Origin of the sequence: Lactiplantibacillus sp. ME-2 (assembly GCF_022549155.1) — a bacterium.
Taxonomy (GTDB): domain Bacteria; phylum Bacillota; class Bacilli; order Lactobacillales; family Lactobacillaceae; genus Lactiplantibacillus; species Lactiplantibacillus plantarum.
Genome location: NZ_JAKZEQ010000028.1, coordinates 26,453 through 47,972, shown reverse-complemented (window position 1 = coordinate 47,972; position 21,520 = coordinate 26,453). Strand labels below are relative to the sequence as shown.

The following is a 21,520-nucleotide window of genomic DNA, read 5'->3' as shown; positions in this document are numbered from 1 at the left end:
ACTGAATTTCCGGGAAGTCTTCGGTACGGCCGACCTTTCTGATCGATATTACAACACGCCTCGCGTTTGGTATGGTCAAAGATGCTTTACACCAAGTGTCACCCAGACGCCTGAGTCGTTTGACTTACCGTTCATTCAACGGGCGGATGGCTTAATTCATATTGACCAAGTCCAAGGCTACTTAGCGTCCCATTATCAAGGCACACCGTTTGATCCCGTCGGCCAGGGCACTGCTACGGAGAAACATCAGTATCGGCCCATCAGTCTCGCCAAGACGCAAGAATCACACGTCTTACAATTGCGACCGGACCTTCCCGTCACGCTGAGCGGGATTCACTGGCTGGCGATGGGTGTAGCCGCTGAAAGTGTCTACGTTCCATTCTATGCCGGTGCTACGACCACTCCAGCAGCTTATCAAGTTGCTACAGAAAAATACGATGCTACCTCAGCATACTGGATTTTCAAGCACGTCGGTATCCTAGTCGACGCCCACTACCATGAACTACACGGGGAATTACAAACAGTACAAAAGGAATTGGCGATTCAACTTGGTCACCACATTATTGTCACGGATCAGCAAGTTGCCGCTTTGACTGGCGACGAACTCGCTATGGCACTGACCAAAGCCAATCAAAAAGCCGCTGACCAGGCCTTGAACACAATGCAAGCTCTCGCCGCTGACCTGATTACTAAAAGCACCGATATGTCACCGTTGAATTACGATACTGATTTAAACCTATAAATCACACCCCCTATCCGTTTTTGAGGGCAACCATTATTGATGTGGCGCGGCTTTCGGACTGGTCAAAATGCGCTTAGTTCCGTTACTATCCAAATAAAACTCGGTGCACGCCGTTAACCTGGCAATGGTGTATTTTTTCTTAGAAACCATCAGCATGATTATTTCTAAGGGAGGTTACCATTGATGACCACGTTAAAGTATCTACGCCATAGTATCCTAATTGCGTGTTTTTTAAACTTGATTTTTGCCCTGACTCATTGGGCCGGCATTGCCAGCGACCATCTGTTGATCGCTACAAATTACGGGCTCAGCGCCCTGATTATTTTAATGGTTTTGTTGAACACGATCGTTTTGACACATCATCCGACAATCATGCTCCCCCAGCGACAACAAATTTGGCTGATCAACTTTGCTGCCCTACTGATTGCCTTTCTGACCGAGTGGTTATGAGCATTGTGCATATTGGTTGCGTTTTGTCATCACTTATCGCAAACTAAGGTTAATTCTTATATTAGGAGGCGCTTTTTATGAGTGATGTTAACAAGAAGTTCGATAGCAAGAAGGACCAGTTGAGCGGCAAGGCCAAAGAAGTCGAAGGTAAAGTAACCGGGGACCGTGCACGTGAAGCCCAGGGCAAAACACAATCCTTAATGGGCAAAGCTAAGGACAAATTAGCTGACGCAGAAGAAACTGTTAAGGGCGTCGTGGATGAAGCTAAGGATAAAATGAAGAAGAAATCTGACGATTAAAATTTGTCGTGGGCACGGCGCAAACGGATGGTGATCAAAATCACCATCCGTTTTTTTATGATTACGCCACTTCAAATGAGAGCCCCCATCGGCGCACACAAAAACAACTTCGAGTAAGCTAGTACCTCGAAGTCACCTGTGGGGCTGTTTAGGGTGATGTTTAACATTTTTTGATGCCGAGCGTAACAGCCAGGCTGTCAATTGGCACTGTTCAATTGTGTTTTGACCGTCGAACCCGTGCCCACTGAACCACGAACATCATTATCAGAGCGACGGCAATTGCACCGATTGCGGCTGGTATCACAGTCATTCCGGCTAACTCAGGCCCCATCGGCCCCAGCACACCTTCACCAATGAGTGCCCCAAGAACGCCAGCAATAATGTGACCGATCCAACCCCGCGATTGACTGGGGCTCATGATAGCACCTGCAAAAGCACCAACCGCCGCGCCAACAATCATTACCCATAACCAATGCATGCTGTCATCCCCTTTTTAGCGGCGGTGTTTGAACTGCCGCACTTCTCGAAACACAGTCAATCCTAATTGCCCAATTGCAATCAATAGTGACAATTTACCCCAAAAACCAGGGGTCTGTCGTTTAATTTTAGCCATTACGGACACCTCCATCTTTTGATAACGCTAACAAGTGCTACTTCAACAAATCCTTTTATGCCTAATCACAATTACTGCGGCTGAAGCACCTGGGCAGCAACGGTTCCGATCACAATAAGTATCATCGCCCCGCTCACGACTGGCAACAACGTCATTCCAGCAACTGTTGGCCCGAACCATCCAAAAGACAGCTGGCCACCAAGTGCACCGAATAAGCCTGCGATTAAATTAATTGTCGTTTGACGCCGACCATGTGCGCCTACCGCATTTGCAACGATACCTATTGTTAGTCCTAATATCGCAACACCTATCCATCCCATTGTGAACACGCTCCATCCCGATATTGTGTGATTAAAATTATCATAACTATAATATTTATATTGAGCAATCAAAATGCTCATTGACCCGACTAATTCAGTAATGATGCATATCATTTCCAGTCAAACTAGTGTTCAAGCTATACTGAGACTATCAAAAGCTTACTAAATAAGCGATGAATAAACTTAATTTTTTAATCAAGAGGTGATTGTCATGGCAACAACTTACGGCATTTTCTATAACGGACAAGCGGGTAATGGGCAAGCGGCAACCGTCGCCCATCAAACCGCGCAAGCGCTATCGAACCACGGCATTGAGTCTCAATTACTGACAACACCAGGAATCCCCCGGGCAATTGCGTTAATTAAGCAAACGCTTCCTCAACTGTCAGCACTAATTATTGTTGGTGGAGATGGCACACTGAACGTTGCAATGACAGCCCTAATCCAAGCTGAAGCACATATTCGTATCGGCGTTATTCCCATGGGAACGGTTAATAATTTTGCCACCCGCTACCAGTTACCAACTGACCCCCAAGCGGCCATCGAACTAATTTGTACTCAGCCGGCAACCCAAGCAGTCGGCATGCTAGTTTGTAATCAACGCCGGGCAGTCGTGAGTTCACTGACATTCGGTAATTTGGCTGACATTTCCAATGAAGTTCGACAATCTGAGAAGCAGCGATTCGGTAAATTAAGCTATCTTTACCGTGCTATTCGCCATATTGGTCACAATAAGTCACTGCCAATTCGATATCAATTCAAACACGAAGGAAGCCACACCTTAAAAACATGGTTCTGTTTGATTACAACGACCAAATCAGTCGGTGGACGCGTCTATAGCGCGTCTGCTCCAGGAAAAATGCATATTAGTCTACTTAACAACATTGGCTGGCGGCAAGTAATTCCATATTTTTGGTTCGCACTAACGGGGAACTTGCAAAACTCCAAGGCCATTACACAGCTAACGGCAACCAGTGCACGAATTACGAGTGCAACTGGTCAAGCCGTGACGACACGTATTGACGGCGACCCAGCGGTTAAACTACCAATTGAATTGACCTATTTGACGGACCGCTTCGAATTGATCGTACCAGCAGTCATCGAATAACGACGTATTTTTTATTAATATAATCAACATATTGATTGCGTACTATTAACTTTTTGATTATAGTTAAACATAGTTATTAATTAATCCCAATTAACACAGGGAAAAAATAATAATGTTCACATCATAACTTTATTGGGGGGATTACGATGGCATCTGCTTATCGCAAATTTTGGGACAATCTTTTAAACTTTTCGGGTACAGCAACACGCTCTGAGTACTGGTGGCCCGTTATCATTAACTACATTCTTGGTGGTATTATCATTGCAATTATTCAGATGATTATGGGACACCCCATCGAGGATATTTACAATTGGAGCGATCTGAGTGTTAATACGATGAGTAAACTCATCGCATTAATCGTTTGGTTAGGAACACTCTCGTTGAAGTTTCGGCGATTGCATGACAGTGATCACACTGCATGGTGGATTTTAATTGACTTAGTTCCAATAATTGGGACCATTTGGTTCTTCATCTTAATGGTGTTGCCGTCACGCTCAAATCGTTGGCAATAATTTAACTAGGCGCAACTTTTATTGGCTAAGCGGCCCATAATGGTTGCGCCTTTTGTGACTGAGCGCTGGCAGTTAATCATATTAATAGACGCACTAATTATGTGAATGTTATCATTAATATAATAAATAACATCATTTCATTTAGGAGGTCCTGAGGATGTATCAAAATATTCTAGTCCCGCTTGATGGCTCTGATAATGCCTACATGGCTTTAAAACACGCGGTCAAACTAGCCCAGACGTTTAAATCTAAATTATTTCTGGTCAATGTTATTGATATTACACGCCTGAATGCGTATAGTCCTGCAGCTTACGGGGGAACGCTATATACAAACCTTCTAAAAGTCGCAAAAGATAATAGTCAGGACATTCTGGATCGTGGTCAGCAAATGGCTTCGGCAGCACAAGTCGAATCCCTACCAATTCAAGTTAATAGTTCACCAAAAGCTAGCATTGCAACTGATATTCCCAAAAAATATGCAATTGATCTAATCGTCATGGGCAAATCCGGCACCAACGCGGTTTCTCGAATTTTGCTAGGATCAACAACCGCGTACGTCGTACAAAAAGCGGAAGTCAACGTGACAGTCATTAACACAATTGACGACCCTGATTAGACGACTAATAGAAGGAAGGAAAAATCAATGATCAAAGAACGCCCTAAATTCAATTGGCTTCATCTGCTCATTTTCATTGTGGTCGTCGAAGCAATCGGTAGTCTGTCGGCATGGCTCGCGGGAGACATTAAGGCCGTTTACAATGGGCTCAACTTGCCAGTACTATCACCACCAGATGGCCTCTTTGGCATCGTTTGGCCGATCCTATATGCGCTGATTGCGATTGCTGGTTACTTAGTTTTCCAGCAGGCTACGACACACCGTGACCGCCTCATGGACGCCACCCTGTTTGGTATCCAGCTGTTACTAAACTTTATTTGGAGCATCATCTTTTTCAGCCAGTCGGCTTATTGGTGGGGCTTAGTCATTATCATTGTGCTTGATTTAGTCGTCTTACTTTGCATATTACAGTTCTAGTAGTCGGCTAGCCGCAATTTTGATGGTCCCCTACTTGGTCTGGATCTGTTTTGCAACTTATTTGACATTAGGCGTCGCATTATTAAATTAAATATAATCGCAAATCAAATAACGGTCCCATCAGTCATTGTTACTGATGGGACCGTTATCTTATTGTATTAAAGTTTTAACGCGGCTTAACTGGTGTTGTCACCGCCAGGGCCCCGTGTATCGGCACTGATTACCAATCAACTATTTAAAGCGTTCTACGTTGCCGTTTTCTTGAACGATACGGCACAGCGTAATCTTGTGGCGCATCTTCCGGACTGGCACTCGTCCAATGGCCACTACCCTTTTTAGCTGGGCGGGCATCATCTTTGAGACACGTAAACCGTGAGCCGTGTTTATCCTGGATAATAAAAATTCGACTAAATTCGTTAATGGTATCGACTACCGTACAATCCGTATGCTTGATGTTGAACACATCCGTATAAACTTTACTCATTATTGTCCACCCCCTAGGAATTAGTATTTAACATTGTTAATATACCGCGTCTTGAATGACAAATCCATAAATATACATCTGCTGGTTATTATTACTAAAAAATGATAATCGTACAGGTCACTGATACCCCGATATACCGCCTAATTCGTTTAAATTTTCGCCCGCACCAATCGGCCTTGATAAATGAGTAATTAATCAGATGCAGTTGCATAATTGATACCTGTTTTCATTGTACAATCCTGGTCTCGTACGATATAATCAGAATATTCTTTTTGTATGATTACTGTAGTATGGTGGTGACCTTTAGTCACTTAACGAATTTTGCAATTTTAAAGTTCACCACCGAGTGGCGGTCAGTCTACAAGCACGAACAACAGGGGGAGTATTCAATGAAAGTCATTAATGTCGCACTACACGTCAAACCCGAGTTAACCACTCAATATGAAGCCTTTATTCATGAACTAGTGGTCAATTCTTCACAAGAACCCGGCAACGGTTTCTACGGCCACTTCAAGCAACTGGATCATAACAGTGACTACGAGATTATTGAGCACTGGCAAGACCAAGCCGCCGTTAATTTTCACAATGAAACGCCGCACTTTCAAAACTTTCTCGCCCATATCAACGAGTATCTGATAACTGAGCCTGAAATTACCCGGATGGATCACTAGCGACTTGGTACTGTAGTCACATGAGCGCAACTGACAGTCACCTATTGAATCACAAATTTGAGCCACCTTTGTTCAGCTAACTTGCATTGAGAGGATGCTCATGCGCGTACCCCTTAATGCTAAAATGCCAGCTGCCAAGCTGTAATCGCAAATCCGATTCCCGGCATCCGCTTAATTATTACCACTAATTTACAATAGCAACCTGTACTTCACTAATCAGTAAAGACCGGTCATCGCCATTCGCTTCTATGAATCCTTAAAGCACATTTAAAAAGGTCTTACTAGCCAATAAACGCCAGTAAGACCTTTACGATATCTCAAAGACAACTTTTATAGTCTAAAATCACCTCAAAGTAAATTTAGGCCTCATCTAATTACTGTACGTCAATATCTGAGACTTGATAGAACGCATTACCAGTATCCGCTATATTCCAAACACTGAGTAACACTTGATAGCCTTTTTCATTAGCAGAAATATTGACTTGATGGGTTACAAATTCACTAGGGATGGCACCATTGTCATTATAACTAGCTATCTTCTTGAAATCACTAAACTTAAGTGGTGCGTTTGGATTCCAGCCAGGCTTGGTAATATAGTAATCCCAAGTACTAGTTTTATGACGAGCAGTTAACTGCCAAGTCACACTAAGATTGCCGACCTTCACAGGTGTCTTATACCACCGTTTGGCATTTTGCTCGTCCAGTGGTGCAAAGTTAGCAATACCGGCACTGGCAATTTTGCCATCAATAAATGTATTTTGGGGCGCTTCAATACTCTGTGGTTCATACATAACCGAACCAATATTGGTATTCAAAGGCCCACCTGGATACCAAGTACTCCCCAGATAAGCTCTGCCACCCGGGTTCGTCACAAAGCCATGTGCTGAAACTTGAATCACGCCACAACCTAAAAACGCGATCATCATACCAACTATAATAAATAAGTACCGTAATACATGATTCTTCTTGGTGCTCAACATAAGATCCCCTCCTCAATTGTCACTATAATGCCCTGACAACATGATAGCCACCAAGATGCACAGAGGCCCGAAATCTTTTCTATGCCTATCGATTCCAGCCTAATACTGAACAAGTCTGGAATGGTTGCCCTTGTCTATCATTCCAGATCCATAATAAAAAATCCCTCATGTTTTTATGAGGGATCAATGAAACTACATGTTTATTGTGGAGCTATATTTCGATACGACTACCGCAGAACCGACAAGATCAATCATAAATATAATGGCGAGTCATCGGAAGGCCAGTTCCACTCGGCGCTTTCACTAATAGATATTGAATAACATCGATATTTCCGGCCTCAAAAGCAGCTGCACATGCCTGTAAATATAATTGCCACATGCGGTCAAATCGTTCCCCATAATTCTTGACGACCTGTTGTTCGACCTGCTGATAATTGTGATACCAGATTTCTAACGTCTTTTGGTAATGGCGCCGCAAGGGTTCAATGTCTGAAAATTGTAACTTAGCAGCCATAATATGTTTGAGATTCTCAGCAACATTTGGGATATAGCCCCCTGGGAAAATATATTGGTTAATAAATGGATCAACGCCGGCACCTTCATGTTGACCTGTAATGCCATGAATTAAAGCTCGGCCTCCTGGAACTAAGAACGCTTGAATTTTATTAAAGTACAACCCTAGATTTTCTTTACCAACATGTTCAAACATACCTACCGAGGTGACATAATCAAATTGGCCAGTGACTTCTCGATAGTCCTTTAACTGCACATGCACTTTTTCCTCCAAATGACGTTGCTTGATTTGCGCTTGTGTATAATCATACTGTTCTTGACTTAAAGTAATACCCGTTGCATCTAACCCAAACTCATCCGCGGCCATAAATAATAATGTTCCCCAACCACTCCCAACATCCAATAATCTTTTACCAGGCTGGGTTGCCAGCTTATTTAAAATATGTCTCACTTTATTGAGTTGTGCCTGTTTTAAAGTATCATCGTCATGTTCAAAGTACGCACAAGAGTAGGTCATGGTATCATCTAACCATAGTTTATAAAAATCATTGCCGATATCATAATGACTTTGAATATCTTTTGTGCTGCTTTTTTCGGAATGTGATATTTTTGGCAAGTGTTTCAAAAATGAATTATGTGTCAAAAAACTGTCTTTTTGGCGGTAAGCAGAGGCAATTAATTCCTGAATGCTCCCGTCTACTTCAATATCCCCATTCATGTATGCTTCACCTAAAACCAATGTTGGCTGATTAGTTAATAGCTTAATTGGGATTTCTTTATTTAATCGAACTTTAACAGCTGGCATGCCGGTACCATACCGTTCAATTTGCCCATCCCAATAAGTGACTTCAATAGTAATATCGAACGCTTTACTAAATAAGTTTTTATAAATGATTTTGTCTAACATAACAGTCTCCTATATAATGTTTTGTGTATGAAACATTATATACCTGAATTTGATTTTCTGGAAGATTGATTGTCTTTATTTCACTGAACCTGTGTTGAACAGCCAACGGTATTTCTAATAATAGCAATGATTGCCAGTTTTATTTATACTTAAAATTATGCTGTTCATAATATTTATATTGATAATCTTAAACTACTGATATTAAATTCAGAATGACCTATTTTTTAAATACCAAAAACTAAGGTCTGTTGCCAAATATCGAGATTGTTCAGCATCAATATTTACTGCAGTCATTACATCTAAATTGCTTAAACTAAATGGAGGTATTACAAATGGATTTCATTATCGCAATTGGCGGCCTCATCACTGGCATTGGCCTCATCATCAATGTCTTTAACACCCGGATCAAGTATGGCTGGTTCACTCACTATCAGAGCAAAAGTCGTCCACTTAATTATGTTAGTTTATTATTAATCATAATAGGGTTAATTATTATTATTGGCAAAGCCTATCTAAACGGACAACTAAATTAACATAAAAACTAAATTGCTGATGCAGTACAGTATTCATTTGTATGTTAGCCTATATAGTAGTAACGTGAAGTCTATATCATTTATAACTAATTCATTTATTCAAACTAAACACTACACTGGGGGATTCAATGATGAAACAGCAACAGAAATTAGCGCGTTTAACAACTGTTAATCAGCTTTTAGAACAGCTAAACACTTCAGTTCCAATTGAAAAAGTTGAAATCAGAAAATTAATTAGCCAAGCCTACGCAACTATCAACCAACCAGATTCAGTTACTAAGCGTTATCAACAAATACCCGACGCAATCAATGAATTAATCGGTCAACTTCAAGTGATGGCTGTCGCTAAAAAATACCATTTCTCATCTGAACAAGATCAGTTAATTGCCAACTTAACAACTTCTACAAATAAAATGTTTGCCCACGGTTGGTATGGCCTAATTGCCATGAGCGCTATTGGAAAGTAAACCTAGCAATTCATAAAGAGTGTTCCAGCTACGATTTGACCCATTGCAGGCATCCCCAAAAGAGCATCTTTTTGAAAGATTAGCGGGTCATGATGTCAATTTTCGTTACTGTTTGAACTTAACTGTAGTATAAAAGGCGCTCAGCAAATGAGCGCCTTTTATATTACTGCTACAACTTTGATTGTTGTTGTAACAACGTTCCTACTTGACTTCCGAAGTATTCACAATTGGCTGAGTACCCCGCTCCGAAATAATGGTGACCATCATGTTATTGATCAGTTGCAGTTTCTTATCGTCTGATAGCTGCATCCCCGTATCTTTCTCTAAACGGGCGATCGTGTCTTCCGTAATTGAAACGGCCCCTTCCACGATGACCTTGCGAGCAGATAGAATTGCCGAAGATTGTTGGCGTTGTAACATCGCACTGGCGATTTCAGTCGCGTATGCGAGATGCGTTAAGCGTGTCTCAACGATCTCGACCCCCGCAACATTTAGCCGTTCTTGAAGCTCTTCCGTTAACCGGTCAGAAACTTCGGTTGGATTACTCCGCAGCGTAATCTTCTTGTCGTCATCAAACGTATCATATGGATATTCAGAGGCCACGTGCCGCACCGCTGATTCACTTTGAATCTCAACAAATTGTTCATAATCATCCACTGCAAAGAGTGCCATACTGGTATCAACAACTTTAAACACGATAACGGCCGCAATTTCCACGGGATTTCCCCGGAGGTCATTAACTTTTAAAATGGCACTGTTAAAGTTGCGGACCCGCAGTGAAATGGAAAACTTACTGGTTAACGGAACGGTCATAAACAGCCCTGAATCACGAATTGTCCCGATATACTTACCAAAAAATGTTAACACGCGCGCCTCGTTGGGGCCCACAATTGTTAGCGAACTAGCCCCAAAGGCCGCAATAATAATTAGCAATGCGCCCAAAAAGATACTCGCAAAATGATCGCCAGTCGCACCGGCCCAAACCAGCCAACCGCCAACTAACACAAATGCGATCGCTAACACTAGACCAATATAGCCATTGATATGAAACACTTGTTTTTCTTTCATCAAGACTACCCCCTTTGGCCCTTATTATAGCATAAGCGCCTCACATGCTCGCAAAGCTAAGTTCGATGGCAAGTTCCAAAGTCAGTGATGGCGATCGCCTTCGCGGCCCTCCCGGCTCAGCTATTCAAACGTGCGTGAAGTCCATCCCCATCAACGTGACTTAACTCGGCTTGCCACTTTTCCGCTCCCGTCCCGCAAAACACCAGGTCGTCATCACTAGCAATAGCGTGAATGGCCAAGCGACTTGGTAGGGGCGCATAAACGCAGCAGTTAACTCAATTTTGGTTTTGGCCTTAATCGCTGATGCAGCAGTCCTTATTCGCTGGTTAGTATGTTTAACTTGACTGTGAACCTTTTGGGCCACCAGCTGATGAATTTGAGCTTTGATACGCACTGGAGCGGACTGCAATGACCGTGCTTTTAACACTTGCATATAATTGGCAGCAACCAACCGGCGGGCCTTAGCCGCCGTGATTGGCTCGTGGACCATTTGCGCGGTTTGCTCAGTTGCTAATTGGTGGTCAACCACGCGTAACGTATCACGTTTGGCTTGCTTAGGAATTGATAAAGTAGTGACCGTCGTCGTTGCATACGTTCGTATCTGTGTCTTAGCCGTTGTCAAATTAGCGGCTAAAGCTGACACAAAAATGGCTACGGCCAACGATGTGCCAATTTGCCGAAACACGCCAATCACACTTTGTGACGCTGTCAGTAACTCACCGGTAAAATCACCGGCCGCTAATACCGTAATTGGCCCAATAATCGTGCCGTAGCCCGCACCAACCAGTAACGCCGCCAATGCAAACTGCCAGTACTGACTAGGACTCATCAGGCTAAGTACCCCATAACCCGTAGCCATTGCGAGACTACCACTAAAGATCACGCGCCGCGCACCAAGCTTTGCTAACAAGAAACCACTGATTGGTGAAAAAATAAAAATCATCATTGAAGCGGGCGTAATCATAATCGCCGCCATCAATTCCGTCTTACTTTGAACTTTCGTGAAGAAACTCGGCATCAAGACTAATAGTCCCACCATAAAGACCCCTGATAATACGGTCGCTAACGCCGCACCGTTAAACTGTCGGTCTTTAAATAGGGCTAATGGGACCATCGGCGCTGAGACGTGGGCCTCCATCCAGACAAAGGCAATCAATGTTAGCGCACTAGTGACGCCCAGGCTCAGGACTACGCGACTCGTCCATCCCCAGTCATTACCTTTAACCAGGACCAACGTCAATGCCAATAAGGTCGTCATCACTAAGGCACTCCCACCGAGGTCTAGTTTTACTTGACCATGACTAGGGTGCCGCCATGATAGCCAGGCGATGCAACCACACAACGCGACGGCAACTAAAGGCACGTTAATCAGGAAAATTCCCCGCCACCCCCAAAATTGAGTGACCGCACCACCAATGGTTGGTCCTAACGCTGCGGCTAGCCCTTGCATCACGCCCAAGCTTGCAATGACCCCCGTGCGCCTGCTGAGTGCAACACTCTGAATACCAATCGTCATACTAGCCGGGAAGACGATGGCCGCACCAATACTTTGAATCGCTCGGCCAGTAATCAGCAGCCCGACACTGAGACTCAATCCAGAAGTTAGTGAACCAATACCAAAGAGCCCGAGTCCAATCAAGTACATCCGCCCACGTCCCCAGACATCCGCTAACCGACCGAGTGGAATCGCCAGACTAGCAAACAGGACGGTGTAAATATTCAGTGCCCACGACAGGTGCGTCAAATCAGTATTTAGTCCCGTCTGAATTGCTGGCAACGCAATATTCATAACCGTCGTATCAAGCATACATAGAAAAATGCCAATCATCATCATTGCAATTACTTTCGTCGATTTTTTCATCATAATCGCCTCCCGTTAAGTTAATGGGAGTATATCTGGTAAAATGGTCATAAATAAATACTTACGTTACAAAAAAGGAGATGTTGTAACCAATGAACCCACAAACACGAAAACGCCAAAATTTAACTGCGGTTTATGCGGCCTTACTACAGCTTATGTCGCAAAAACCACTCAGTCGTATTTCAATCACAGAACTTTGTCAGCACGCTCAGGTTTCTCGCACCTATTTTTACCGTAATTTCGCCAACTTCGATCAGATTATTTTGGCCTATCAAAAACAGACTATCCTTCAATATCTGCGCCAATTACCGCGACAATCAAAGGTTAAATTGCAGGTATTGATGACTCAATATTTCACTCTCATGCAACAAATGGCAGCGACAAATGCGTTATTGATCAAAAACGAAAAAAACCAGATTTTTATTCAAAGTTTCGAAGCCGTCTTTGCATTACTCATTAAACAAGACCGTATTATCGGTTCAAGCAATACCGCGCTTCGCCAACCGTACTACACGGCTTATTTTTCTGGTGCGGTCATCAATATGCTCGTTCATTGGCAACAGAATGGGATGGTTGAAACACCGGCCTATCTCGCTCAACAGGTCACTCGGTTCACTCTACGCGATAACGAAAGTAGGTCCTAAATAAAACGGGGTGCCGTTGCCGACATCCCGTTTAGTAGCTTCTTTAATTTACTTATCAACTCAGTCGCGATGGTAACGTTGTTTAACACGCTTCATCGCTTGTTTGCCACCGAACATCCGCTGAATTTTAGCCTGCTCCAACTGGCGTGAATTGAGTCCTTGATAGCTCATTTCACGTTGTAATTTTTGATAGCTTTGTAACCGTTCAGACGTTACCGTGCCCACCTCAACTGCTGCCCGTACCGCACAACCAGGCTCGCTAGTATGGGTACAATCATTAAACTTACACTGTGTCGCCAATGCGGCAATTTCCGCGAAAGTTTGATTTAAATCACCCATGAAGATTTGTAACTCACGCATTCCTGGTGTATCAATGACACAGGCGCCCGTTGGTAGCGGTATTAATTGCCGACTCGTCGTTGTGTGCCGCCCTTTGTCATCATCTGTACGAATCGATTTCGTCGCCAAGATATCCTGGCCCAACAATCGGTTAATCAAAGTCGACTTACCGACACCCGAAGAGCCCACGAAGGCCACCGTTTGACCAGTCGTTAGGTATGGTTGCAATTCATCCAAACCCTGACCCGTTTCGGCCGAACAAGCGATCGTTGGTACGCCGACACTGACATCCGCCACAGCCCGTAACTTAGTGGCTAGATCCGTGCAGACATCCGCCTTGGTTAAGACAATGACCGGAAGTGCACCGCTATCCCACGCAATCGTCAGGTAACGTTCTAACCGCCGCACATTAAAATCCGCGTTCAATGACATGCAGATAAAGATGGTATTAATATTTGTCGCAATGATTTGGCCGTCTTGGCGGTTCACGGCACCGCGCGCCAAGACACTCTGCCGTGGCGCGATTGCTTCAATCTGCGCCTGATTATCAGCGGATGAAGATAGGCACACCCAATCCCCAACCGCCGGAAATGCCGCGGGACTGGCCGCTTCATAAGCCAGTTTTCCCGTAACTTGTGCTGAACGTTCCCCAGCCGTCGTGATGACTTGGTACCAATCACGATGTTGGCCGATAATCCGGCCAAGTATTTGACCGTTTTCCTTAGTCAAGTCGGCTTGAACCGCCGTCGTCAATCCATATTTAATTAAATTAATTGTCAATTTTTATAATCCTTTCGCAAAGTGACTTACCCTAACGCTCTGCGAATTAAAAATGCGCCCAGTCTTATCCCAACTGTGCGCAAAAACCGTCCGGCATGTCTATCTGCCAGGCTATTCGTCACATTAGGGTACACGAAACTAAGCGGGTCCAACCCACTTTTTTCGCTCAACAACACCCTAACGAATGCCCGACATAAAACACCCCTCCTATATTTGATAATTACAATTTAACAAGTCTCACCAAAATTGTCAATTTAAAGCGATTCACCACGGCAATTCAACGCTAATGTGCGCATTAAAGTCTTGCTGGCGCTTTAGTTTGGCTAACCGGGCGGCCTGCCGCTCTTGATAGCCCTGAGCAACAAACGTGTATTCTGGTTTATCAGCGACTAACAGTGGTAATTCAATATTACGGTCCGTCACCACGAACGTTGAAAAGCAGGTCAATCCCAAAAACCGTTCGCCGGTCTTCAAGTGTTCACCAATGATTTTAGTAAATACCTCGATTGAGCGGTGACCAACGCCCGAAACGTAAGATTCCGCACACATTGAGTCTTGTAACCGAAACGGCAATAAAAAATTGACCTGATCGACTGACACGGTCACCGTCTCAATTCGAGCCACTCGCGATGCGGCAATCGATGAATTATCATCGATAGTCGCCAAGATTTTTCCGCCGAAAACCGTGTCGTGCTCATTCAAATCAGCTGAAAACACACGGTGATTGCTAATTGATAAAGTCTGTGAAATATGAATTGGTTCCATGTCTGCACCCCGTCATCTTTAATTATTTTATTTATATCACTGCAAACGACCTACAATGTGATTAAAACAGACTAGCTAGCTCGATTGTTGTTCGGACACGTCCTTCCTGCTACGACCACCGAAACCGACTGCTTTTATCCTTATGTCATCGTCGGCTTTGATTCCGATTCAAGACACATCGTTAGAATGTGATCAGCCGCCACAATTAATCTGAAAGTGATTGGCTATACTTCGTCGCAAACGCCCAAAATTTAGCAACCACGGCAGCGTGATTATCTGGACGCTTCATGAAAGCCATCTGACTGCGAATAGTAGGCGTCAGTGGAATGGCTTTAATGTTGTCAAAACCAGTGAGATCAAATGACCGCGCCATGACAACCGAGACACCATCACCCTGATTCAGCATTTCTAAAATGAGATCAATTCGTTGACCATCATAAACCATCTGTGGCGTATGCATTTTTTGAAATGCCGAAAACAACGGGTTATCTTCACCGATGGTATCTTTCAATAATAAAATTGATTCATGTGCCAGCATCGACAGACTAATCTCAGCTTGTTGCGCCAACGGATCGTCTTTCGGAACAAGGACCACAAACTGATCGGTCTCATTCAATAAAACGTCATAATTATTGGGTTGATCCCCGAAAATCCGTGTAAATACAATGTCGACATTCGTATGATCCAGTGCATGCGCTAACCGATCGACACTCGCCTCACTAAATTGTAATTTCACTTCCGGATACCGCTTCGTAAATGCCGTGATAATATGAAAAGCCTGGTATTGTGCTAAAGATGGTAGTCCCTGAACAACCAGCGACTGCGCATTATGAGCGGTATTAGCGGCCAGAACTTGTTGTAGCTGACGCTCTTCGCGCAGAATTGCTTGGGCCCGTGGCAATAATTGTTGCCCAACCCGTGTTAACGTGACTTGCCGATGCGCACGTTCAAATAATTGGACCTGCCAATCGCGCTCTAAAGCCATAATGTATTTTGAAATGGTCGACTGTGACAAAAACATGCGTTCAGCACTGCGACTATAGTTCTGGGTCGTGGCAAGGTCAACAAACACTGCCAATTTCCGTGTTTCCATAATTAACCCTCTTCTAACTATTCCTATTTAGAATAGTTTACCACATATTCAGAATTGTTCTTATCCGAAACAAGCTCTAAACTAATAGCTGTTGTTTTTATCAATTAAATATTGAGGAGGGCTTGCGTGCCAATTGGAATTATTACTAACGTGTGTGCGATCTTTTTCGGGGGTATTGTGGGCGCATTGACCGGCAAACGAATGTCACAACGTTTAAAAGATGGGCTGAATATGTCCTTTGGGATCTGTTCCATGTGTATGGGGATTTACGCGATTGCACCATTAAAAAATCTAGCGGCGGTCATCTTTGCCGTTATTATCGGAACAGGTATTGGATTGCTTTGCCATTTGGGAACTGCAATCAATCACGGCGCTGCCGCGATGCAACGTTTCATTTCACGGTTTGTCAAAGCACCAGCAACTTTTGAGAAACAGGCCTTTGAACAGACAATGGTCACGGTAATCGTATTATTTTGTGCCAGTGGAACTGGTATTTATGGGACTTTAACTGAAGGGATGAACGGCGACGCCACAATTTTGATTTCCAAATCAATTCTGGACTTCTTTGCTGCGGTAATTTTCGGTACTAACTTAGGGTTAGTTGTTTCCTTAATTGCTGTTCCCCAACTAATCATCCTGACTGCTTTATTCTTAGTCGCTCACCTAGTCTTTCCCTTGACCACTCCTGACATGATTCTAGATTTCAAAGCGGTCGGTGGTATTTTAATGGTTGCCAGCGGCTTTCGCATTATTGCCGTCAAGATGTTTCCGACCGCCGATATGATTCCGATGATGGTCGTTATCATGCCGATTTCATGGTTATGGATGAATTTTGCATTGCCATTATTATAGATAAATTATTGAAGGATAAATTAAAAAGCAGTTCTGAGCCCACAATTATGGCTTGCTCAGAACTGCTTTTAGTCAGCACGTAGAAGGCTTGCACTAGCAGGTCAACCAGTTGGCCGATAATAAAATCCAGTGGCCATTGTTCACTAAACTTAAAAAAGAGCGTACTAAAGTTAATACCAACCATGCGCTCCAATCAGCCAACCGACAAGGGACGAGCCAAAAATCCCTCGTGGGTCGCAGGCAATTCTAACGGCGTCAACTGGTATAACTGTGTTTGATAGCACGCTAGTCCACGTTGTAAATCAAGAACCTCGACACGGCGGGGCGCATGGGTCAAGCCGCAGCCCACTAACTTTAATACCGCTTCTTTAGCCGTCCAAAGTTGCCACCCTAACCGATAACGATCTTGCACCGATAAAGCCTGTAATAGCTGCCATTCCGCCGATGTAAAGGCTCGCCGAATGGCAGTTACATCATATGGACGGACCTGTTCAACATCGATCCCCAAAGGTCCCGGACCGACCGCCACCATCACTAACTGGTGCGTGTGACTAACACTAACACCTAATCGAGGATGACTTGGAAAATACGGCTGGCCCAATCGATGATAAGCTAATGGTACCGATAACACTTGCTGAATTAATTGGCGACTCACGGTTCGCTGAGTGACCCGCCGCATTTTTTTAGAAACATCGACCGGCATCTGAAGCCACTGCCGTTTAAAGACAACTTGAGTGATTGGCATTAACTTAAGTGGACCCCTTTATCCACGTATACCACGTCCCCGGTCATTCCAGTCGATAGATTGCTTAATAAAAAGGCAGCCACGTTGCCGATCTCACGCGTTTTTACCGGTTCTCCATCAACTGTCATACTGCGAGATAATTTTAATAATTGCTGATGCTCATGAATACCCGTTACCGCCAACGTTTTGACTGCTCCGGCTGAAATTGCATTCACGCGGACTTGTTGTGGTCCAAGGTCACGTGCCAAGTAACGCACATTTGCTTCCAACGCGGCCTTAGCAACCCCCATCATATTATAATTTGGTACGGCTCGCTCTGATCCAAAATACGTCAACGTTACGAGACTGGCTCCTGGTTTCAGCATTGGCCGAGCTGCTCGGGCAACTGCAATCAGCGAATACGCACTAATATTTTGTGCCAAATCATATCCAGCTTTCGTGGTATTCACAAAATCACCTTCTAAGGTTGCTTTATCCGCATAAGCAATCGCATGGATAATCCCATCGATGGCACCATACTGTTGTTTAATGCTTGCAAATGCCCGCTCAACATTGTCATCATCAGCAACATCACAGGCAATTAACGGCACATCTGGCGCAACAAACCGTTGTAAGCTTTGCTTCAAACGGTCATTTTGGTAAGTCAAGATAACCTGGGCCCCCTGTGCAATTAATGCCTCGGTACACCCCCAGGCAATACTGCGCTGATTGGCCACACCCATGACCACAATGGTCTTACCCGATAAAATTCCATCCATACTTATCATTCCTCACTTATTTAAAATTGCCGATAACGGGCTTGGCGTTGCGTAACCAGTTCCGCCACCGACTTTGCTGTTAAAGCAGTTAACGTCTCGTCAATGGCTGTTTTCAGCGGTTGACAATCTGCTGCGGTTGCTACTTCAGGAATAATCCGATCGATAATCCCATCTGCCAATAATTCTGTCGGCGTCAAGCGCATTTTTTCCGCAGCTTCAGCAGCACGTTGCGATTCTTTCCATAAAATAGTGGCATAGCCTTCAGGTGATAACACCGAGTAAGTACTATTCGCCAACATCCAGACTTGATCACCACATGCTAAGGCTAATGCACCACCACTGCCACCTTCACCAACAATCAAACTCAAAAATGGTACTCGCAATTGTAATCCTGCTAACAAACAGTCAGCAATTGCTCGTCCTTGTCCCTCATATTCCGCATCAACACCCGGATAGGCACCCGGCGTGTTGATTAAGGTCACGACCGGCTGCCGTAATTGTTCTGCTTGCCGCATTAACCGCAATGCTTTTCGATAACCGCTAGGCGTCGCACAGCCAAAATGCCGAGCTTGATTCTCGGCCAAATTTTGACCCTTCTGAATACCAATAATGGTGACGGGCCGTTGAGCAATTGTTGCTAAGCCGGCGATTACAGCTGGATCATCCGCCCGTTGACGATCACCATGACAATCAAAAAAATCCTCTGTCAAGCCATCAATCAACGTTTGAATGCTAATCTTACTAGCATCACGGGCTGCTTGAACTTGTTCATAGGCCGTTACTTTAGACATCCTGATGACCTCCCTGAGTGATTGTTAATAATCGTTGTAGTGTTTTCCGTAAGGCTGGTCGGGGTACAATTTGATCTAACCATCCATTGGCTAATAAGGTTTCCGCCCGTTGAAAATCCGCAGGTGGTGTCTGTTGAATGGTTTGTTCAATGACTCGCCGACCCGCGAATCCAATGAGCGCTCGTGGCTCGCTCAACATAATGTCACCCTGCATCGCAAAACTAGCCGTGACACCACCAGTGGTTGGATCAGTTAAAATTGTAATATACAACAGTCCAGCTTTTCGGTGATTTGCAACCGCCGTGGACACCTTAGCCATTTGCATCAATGCACGAGCGCCTTCTTGCATACGCGCCCCGCCAGAAGCAGTAACCATCACAACGGGAAGTTTTTGGGTCGTACAAGTTTCAAATAATCGCGTAATTTTCTCACCGGTTGCCGCCCCCAAACTCCCCATCATAAATTTAGTTTCCATGACACCTAAGCCAAATTGATAAGTCGCTAACGTCCCAATACCAGTCAATACGCTCTCATTCAAGTGTGAGGCTGCTTTGGCACGCTGCAACTTTTCTAAATATGCAGGGTCATCAAAACTGACGGGCGCACTTAGGTCCGCATCCCGCTCTTCAAAACTCGCCGTCAATTGTTGAACACGTTGCCAAGCAGGCAAGCGAAACCCATAATCACAATGGGGACATACCTTGAATTCACCGAGATCTTGGGTATAACAATCTTCATGACAAACTGGACAGCGCGTCAATAACGCGTCTGGGATATTATCCCGTCGAACAGCTAACTGCCGTTCAGTGGGTGCTTGAAACTTGCGCTTGGGCATCACTTAACCATCCTTTCAAAAAGTCTTGTTCGATATAAGCTGTGGTATAGGTACCACGGCTAACAGTCGAATCTGCAACTAATCCTGCTAAGAAGGTCCGGTTCGTTTGAACCCCATCGATGGTCAATTCCAATAAACAACGATGCATCTTGCGACTGACCATCTTCCGATTAATACCGTGAACAATGATTTTTGCAATCATCGAGTCGTAAAACGGTGCAATCATGCTACCAGTCACCACACCAGCATCAATCCGGACTCCCAGTGTCCCCATTGGGTAGATCAACCGGGTGATTTTTCCAGGTTGCGGTCGAAAATCGTGGTACGGATCCTCCGCATTCAAGCGACACTCCATGGCAACACCATGAATTTTCACATCCGCCTGTTTAATTTTTAATGGTATACCAGCTGCAATTTGTACTTGCGCTTTAATCAATTCAATACCCGTTACCATTTCAGTAACCGTATGTTCAACTTGCAACCGCGTATTCATTTCCAAAAAATAAAAATGATGCTGCTGATCCATTAAAAACTCATAGGTACCCGTATTTGTATAACCCAACTTTTTGGTTGCGTTAGCCACTAATTGTCCCAATTTGGTCCGTTCAGCAGTCGTGATGACCGCACATGGACTTTCCTCTAACACTTTTTGATGATTCCGTTGTAGCGAACAATCGCGCTCTGGTAGATAAATAACATGCCCCTGTTGATCGGCTAAGACCTGCACTTCGATATGCTTCGCCGGGGCAATGATTTTTTCTAAGTACAACCGATGATCATCGTATGAAGCTTGAGCTTCCTGCTGAGCTGTTCGAAAGGCCTTCGCTAAATCTTGATCATTGCTAACAGCGCGAATCCCTTTACCGCCACCCCCAGCAGCGGCTTTGATCATAACTGGGTAACCTAAGGTATGGGCAGCTTGCATAGCCGCCTCAACATCCTTAAGCACCGATGGACTGCCGGGAATCACGGGTACGCCTAATCGTTGCATGGTCTGCCGGGCATTTTCTTTGTCACCCATCTGGTCAATCACCTCAGGACGCGGTCCAATAAACGTTAACTGACAATCCGCACACATTTTTGCAAATTCCGCATTCTCAGATAAAAAGCCGTAGCCTGGATGAATCGCCTGACACCCGGTCAAATTAGCAGCGCTAATAATTGCTTGCATATTCAAATATGACTGGTTGACGGGACTCGCCCCAATACAGACCGCCTCATCAGCCAGATGTACAAATAAGCTCTCCTGATCAGCCACTGAATAGACAGCGACCGCTTTAATCCCCATCTCATGAAGCGCGCGAATAACTTGGACCGCAATTTCACCACGGTTCGCGACTAAGACTTTTTTAAACAA

26 protein-coding genes and 1 pseudogene are annotated in these 21,520 nt (G+C 44.3%); 12 read left to right on the top strand and 15 right to left on the bottom strand.

Going from position 1 to position 21,520, the window contains the following annotated elements; all coding sequences use genetic code 11:
• From MMY95_RS10830 to MMY95_RS10820, 3 genes are all read left to right on the top strand, one after another.
• Window positions 1–742 (top strand): C69 family dipeptidase (locus MMY95_RS10830; RefSeq protein ID WP_241277641.1); only part of this gene is annotated, 742 nt, incomplete at its 5' end.
• Between the two features lie 183 nt (window positions 743–925).
• Window positions 926–1,192: a hypothetical protein gene (locus tag MMY95_RS10825; RefSeq protein WP_003640448.1), complete on the top strand. Its 267-nt coding sequence runs from the start codon at window positions 926–928 to the stop codon at window positions 1,190–1,192.
• 77 nt (window positions 1,193–1,269) lie between these two features.
• Window positions 1,270–1,491: a CsbD family protein gene (locus tag MMY95_RS10820; protein WP_003640447.1), complete on the top strand. Its 222-nt coding sequence runs from the start codon at window positions 1,270–1,272 to the stop codon at window positions 1,489–1,491.
• A gap of 211 nt (window positions 1,492–1,702) precedes the next feature.
• Here the strand turns inward: MMY95_RS10820 and MMY95_RS10815 are convergent, their stop codons facing one another.
• On the bottom strand, window positions 1,703–1,969 hold the full coding sequence (locus MMY95_RS10815; protein ID WP_241277640.1) for a GlsB/YeaQ/YmgE family stress response membrane protein: 267 nt from the start codon (window positions 1,967–1,969) through the stop codon (window positions 1,703–1,705).
• Window positions 1,970–2,175: 206 nt separating this feature from the next.
• Window positions 2,176–2,424, bottom strand: coding sequence for a hypothetical protein (locus tag MMY95_RS10810; RefSeq protein ID WP_053267271.1), 249 nt, complete (start codon window positions 2,422–2,424; stop codon window positions 2,176–2,178).
• A gap of 211 nt (window positions 2,425–2,635) precedes the next feature.
• On the opposite strand from MMY95_RS10810, the gene MMY95_RS10805 reads away from it, so the two are divergent.
• The 4 genes and pseudogenes from MMY95_RS10805 to MMY95_RS10790 all read left to right on the top strand — a co-directional run bounded on the left by MMY95_RS10805 (window position 2,636) and on the right by MMY95_RS10790 (window position 5,168).
• On the top strand, window positions 2,636–3,532 hold the full coding sequence (locus MMY95_RS10805; RefSeq protein WP_202861360.1) for a diacylglycerol kinase family protein: 897 nt from the start codon (window positions 2,636–2,638) through the stop codon (window positions 3,530–3,532).
• A gap of 146 nt (window positions 3,533–3,678) precedes the next feature.
• Window positions 3,679–4,044 (top strand): DUF805 domain-containing protein, encoded by a 366-nt coding sequence (locus MMY95_RS10800; RefSeq protein ID WP_003640442.1) that lies wholly within the window; start codon window positions 3,679–3,681, stop codon window positions 4,042–4,044.
• Between the two features lie 157 nt (window positions 4,045–4,201).
• Window positions 4,202–4,660, top strand: coding sequence for a universal stress protein (locus tag MMY95_RS10795; RefSeq protein ID WP_003644345.1), 459 nt, complete (start codon window positions 4,202–4,204; stop codon window positions 4,658–4,660).
• A 27-nt stretch (window positions 4,661–4,687) separates the two neighbouring features.
• Window positions 4,688–5,168 (top strand): annotated as a pseudogene (locus MMY95_RS10790) (TspO/MBR family protein).
• 144 nt (window positions 5,169–5,312) lie between these two features.
• Here the strand turns inward: MMY95_RS10790 and MMY95_RS10785 are convergent.
• Entirely contained in the window at window positions 5,313–5,561 is a 249-nt protein-coding gene (locus MMY95_RS10785) for a hypothetical protein (protein WP_003640439.1), read from the bottom strand.
• Between the two features lie 389 nt (window positions 5,562–5,950).
• On the opposite strand from MMY95_RS10785, the gene MMY95_RS10780 reads away from it, so the two are divergent.
• On the top strand, window positions 5,951–6,232 hold the full coding sequence (locus tag MMY95_RS10780) for an antibiotic biosynthesis monooxygenase (protein ID WP_015825545.1): 282 nt from the start codon (window positions 5,951–5,953) through the stop codon (window positions 6,230–6,232).
• Between the two features lie 374 nt (window positions 6,233–6,606).
• Here the strand turns inward: MMY95_RS10780 and MMY95_RS10775 are convergent, their stop codons facing one another.
• Both MMY95_RS10775 and MMY95_RS10770 read right to left on the bottom strand, forming a co-directional pair.
• Window positions 6,607–7,212, bottom strand: coding sequence for a lytic polysaccharide monooxygenase (locus MMY95_RS10775; protein ID WP_045351306.1), 606 nt, complete (start codon window positions 7,210–7,212; stop codon window positions 6,607–6,609).
• A 247-nt stretch (window positions 7,213–7,459) separates the two neighbouring features.
• Window positions 7,460–8,632: a cyclopropane-fatty-acyl-phospholipid synthase family protein gene (locus tag MMY95_RS10770; RefSeq protein ID WP_003640436.1), complete on the bottom strand. Its 1,173-nt coding sequence runs from the start codon at window positions 8,630–8,632 to the stop codon at window positions 7,460–7,462.
• A 332-nt stretch (window positions 8,633–8,964) separates the two neighbouring features.
• On the opposite strand from MMY95_RS10770, the gene MMY95_RS10765 reads away from it, so the two are divergent.
• Together MMY95_RS10765 and MMY95_RS10760 are read left to right on the top strand one after the other, a co-directional pair.
• Window positions 8,965–9,165 (top strand): hypothetical protein, encoded by a 201-nt coding sequence (locus tag MMY95_RS10765; RefSeq protein ID WP_003645107.1) that lies wholly within the window; start codon window positions 8,965–8,967, stop codon window positions 9,163–9,165.
• 128 nt (window positions 9,166–9,293) lie between these two features.
• A complete protein-coding gene (locus MMY95_RS10760) occupies window positions 9,294–9,632 on the top strand; it encodes a hypothetical protein (protein WP_045351301.1) in 339 nt (112 codons plus the stop codon).
• A 201-nt stretch (window positions 9,633–9,833) separates the two neighbouring features.
• On the opposite strand, the gene MMY95_RS10755 is transcribed toward MMY95_RS10760, so the two are convergent.
• Window positions 9,834–10,700, bottom strand: coding sequence for an SPFH domain-containing protein (locus tag MMY95_RS10755; RefSeq protein ID WP_011101510.1), 867 nt, complete (start codon window positions 10,698–10,700; stop codon window positions 9,834–9,836).
• Between the two features lie 160 nt (window positions 10,701–10,860).
• The gene (locus MMY95_RS10750; protein ID WP_027821427.1) at window positions 10,861–12,564 is read right to left on the bottom strand and encodes an MFS transporter; all 1,704 of its coding nucleotides are present in this window, start codon (window positions 12,562–12,564) and stop codon (window positions 10,861–10,863) included.
• Between the two features lie 89 nt (window positions 12,565–12,653).
• Between MMY95_RS10750 and MMY95_RS10745 the strand changes: the two genes are divergently transcribed.
• Complete coding sequence (locus tag MMY95_RS10745) at window positions 12,654–13,205, top strand: TetR/AcrR family transcriptional regulator (RefSeq protein ID WP_045351297.1); 552 nt, start codon at window positions 12,654–12,656, stop codon at window positions 13,203–13,205.
• A gap of 60 nt (window positions 13,206–13,265) precedes the next feature.
• On the opposite strand, the gene rsgA is transcribed toward MMY95_RS10745, so the two are convergent.
• The 3 genes from rsgA to MMY95_RS10730 all read right to left on the bottom strand — a co-directional run bounded on the left by rsgA (window position 13,266) and on the right by MMY95_RS10730 (window position 16,182).
• The gene (gene rsgA / locus MMY95_RS10740; protein WP_045351295.1) at window positions 13,266–14,324 is read right to left on the bottom strand and encodes a ribosome small subunit-dependent GTPase A; all 1,059 of its coding nucleotides are present in this window, start codon (window positions 14,322–14,324) and stop codon (window positions 13,266–13,268) included.
• Between the two features lie 264 nt (window positions 14,325–14,588).
• Window positions 14,589–15,089, bottom strand: coding sequence for an acyl-CoA thioesterase (locus MMY95_RS10735; RefSeq protein ID WP_003645113.1), 501 nt, complete (start codon window positions 15,087–15,089; stop codon window positions 14,589–14,591).
• Window positions 15,090–15,294: 205 nt separating this feature from the next.
• Window positions 15,295–16,182, bottom strand: coding sequence for a LysR family transcriptional regulator (locus MMY95_RS10730; RefSeq protein WP_003645114.1), 888 nt, complete (start codon window positions 16,180–16,182; stop codon window positions 15,295–15,297).
• Between the two features lie 126 nt (window positions 16,183–16,308).
• On the opposite strand from MMY95_RS10730, the gene MMY95_RS10725 reads away from it, so the two are divergent.
• The gene (locus tag MMY95_RS10725; protein ID WP_087509765.1) at window positions 16,309–17,034 is read left to right on the top strand and encodes a DUF554 domain-containing protein; all 726 of its coding nucleotides are present in this window, start codon (window positions 16,309–16,311) and stop codon (window positions 17,032–17,034) included.
• 193 nt (window positions 17,035–17,227) lie between these two features.
• Here the strand turns inward: MMY95_RS10725 and MMY95_RS10720 are convergent, their stop codons facing one another.
• From MMY95_RS10720 to MMY95_RS10700, 5 genes are read right to left on the bottom strand one after another with little or no spacing between them, the layout of a single operon-like run.
• Window positions 17,228–17,779 (bottom strand): 4'-phosphopantetheinyl transferase superfamily protein, encoded by a 552-nt coding sequence (locus tag MMY95_RS10720; protein ID WP_003645116.1) that lies wholly within the window; start codon window positions 17,777–17,779, stop codon window positions 17,228–17,230.
• Window positions 17,779–18,537 (bottom strand): enoyl-ACP reductase FabI, encoded by a 759-nt coding sequence (gene fabI, locus MMY95_RS10715; RefSeq protein WP_003645117.1) that lies wholly within the window; start codon window positions 18,535–18,537, stop codon window positions 17,779–17,781. Before fabI ends, MMY95_RS10720 begins: the two co-directional genes overlap by 1 nt.
• A gap of 20 nt (window positions 18,538–18,557) precedes the next feature.
• The gene (gene accA / locus MMY95_RS10710; RefSeq protein ID WP_003645118.1) at window positions 18,558–19,328 is read right to left on the bottom strand and encodes a carboxyltransferase subunit alpha; all 771 of its coding nucleotides are present in this window, start codon (window positions 19,326–19,328) and stop codon (window positions 18,558–18,560) included.
• Complete coding sequence (locus MMY95_RS10705; protein WP_003645119.1) at window positions 19,321–20,163, bottom strand: acetyl-CoA carboxylase carboxyltransferase subunit beta; 843 nt, start codon at window positions 20,161–20,163, stop codon at window positions 19,321–19,323. The genes accA and MMY95_RS10705 overlap by 8 nt, the downstream gene beginning before the upstream one ends.
• Window positions 20,132–21,520, bottom strand: coding sequence for an acetyl-CoA carboxylase biotin carboxylase subunit (locus tag MMY95_RS10700; RefSeq protein ID WP_003645120.1), 1,389 nt, complete (start codon window positions 21,518–21,520; stop codon window positions 20,132–20,134). The genes MMY95_RS10705 and MMY95_RS10700 overlap by 32 nt, the downstream gene beginning before the upstream one ends.

Coding starts and splice junctions, on each gene's coding strand:
- MMY95_RS10800 (WP_003640442.1), top strand. CDS start 3,679: ATGGCATCTGCTTATCGCAAATTTTGGGACAATCTTTTAAACTTTTCG.
- MMY95_RS10810 (WP_053267271.1), bottom strand. CDS start 2,424: ATGGGATGGATAGGTGTTGCGATATTAGGACTAACAATAGGTATCGTT.
- MMY95_RS10705 (WP_003645119.1), bottom strand. CDS start 20,163: ATGCCCAAGCGCAAGTTTCAAGCACCCACTGAACGGCAGTTAGCTGTT.
- MMY95_RS10765 (WP_003645107.1), top strand. CDS start 8,965: ATGGATTTCATTATCGCAATTGGCGGCCTCATCACTGGCATTGGCCTC.
- MMY95_RS10780 (WP_015825545.1), top strand. CDS start 5,951: ATGAAAGTCATTAATGTCGCACTACACGTCAAACCCGAGTTAACCACT.
- MMY95_RS10770 (WP_003640436.1), bottom strand. CDS start 8,632: ATGTTAGACAAAATCATTTATAAAAACTTATTTAGTAAAGCGTTCGAT.
- MMY95_RS10805 (WP_202861360.1), top strand. CDS start 2,636: ATGGCAACAACTTACGGCATTTTCTATAACGGACAAGCGGGTAATGGG.
- MMY95_RS10795 (WP_003644345.1), top strand. CDS start 4,202: ATGTATCAAAATATTCTAGTCCCGCTTGATGGCTCTGATAATGCCTAC.
- MMY95_RS10730 (WP_003645114.1), bottom strand. CDS start 16,182: ATGGAAACACGGAAATTGGCAGTGTTTGTTGACCTTGCCACGACCCAG.
- MMY95_RS10745 (WP_045351297.1), top strand. CDS start 12,654: ATGAACCCACAAACACGAAAACGCCAAAATTTAACTGCGGTTTATGCG.
- fabI (WP_003645117.1), bottom strand. CDS start 18,537: ATGGATGGAATTTTATCGGGTAAGACCATTGTGGTCATGGGTGTGGCC.
- accA (WP_003645118.1), bottom strand. CDS start 19,328: ATGTCTAAAGTAACGGCCTATGAACAAGTTCAAGCAGCCCGTGATGCT.
- MMY95_RS10825 (WP_003640448.1), top strand. CDS start 926: ATGACCACGTTAAAGTATCTACGCCATAGTATCCTAATTGCGTGTTTT.
- MMY95_RS10775 (WP_045351306.1), bottom strand. CDS start 7,212: ATGTTGAGCACCAAGAAGAATCATGTATTACGGTACTTATTTATTATA.
- MMY95_RS10785 (WP_003640439.1), bottom strand. CDS start 5,561: ATGAGTAAAGTTTATACGGATGTGTTCAACATCAAGCATACGGATTGT.
- MMY95_RS10755 (WP_011101510.1), bottom strand. CDS start 10,700: ATGAAAGAAAAACAAGTGTTTCATATCAATGGCTATATTGGTCTAGTG.
- MMY95_RS10750 (WP_027821427.1), bottom strand. CDS start 12,564: ATGATGAAAAAATCGACGAAAGTAATTGCAATGATGATGATTGGCATT.
- MMY95_RS10820 (WP_003640447.1), top strand. CDS start 1,270: ATGAGTGATGTTAACAAGAAGTTCGATAGCAAGAAGGACCAGTTGAGC.
- MMY95_RS10720 (WP_003645116.1), bottom strand. CDS start 17,779: ATGCCAATCACTCAAGTTGTCTTTAAACGGCAGTGGCTTCAGATGCCG.
- MMY95_RS10815 (WP_241277640.1), bottom strand. CDS start 1,969: ATGCATTGGTTATGGGTAATGATTGTTGGCGCGGCGGTTGGTGCTTTT.
- MMY95_RS10735 (WP_003645113.1), bottom strand. CDS start 15,089: ATGGAACCAATTCATATTTCACAGACTTTATCAATTAGCAATCACCGT.
- MMY95_RS10760 (WP_045351301.1), top strand. CDS start 9,294: ATGATGAAACAGCAACAGAAATTAGCGCGTTTAACAACTGTTAATCAG.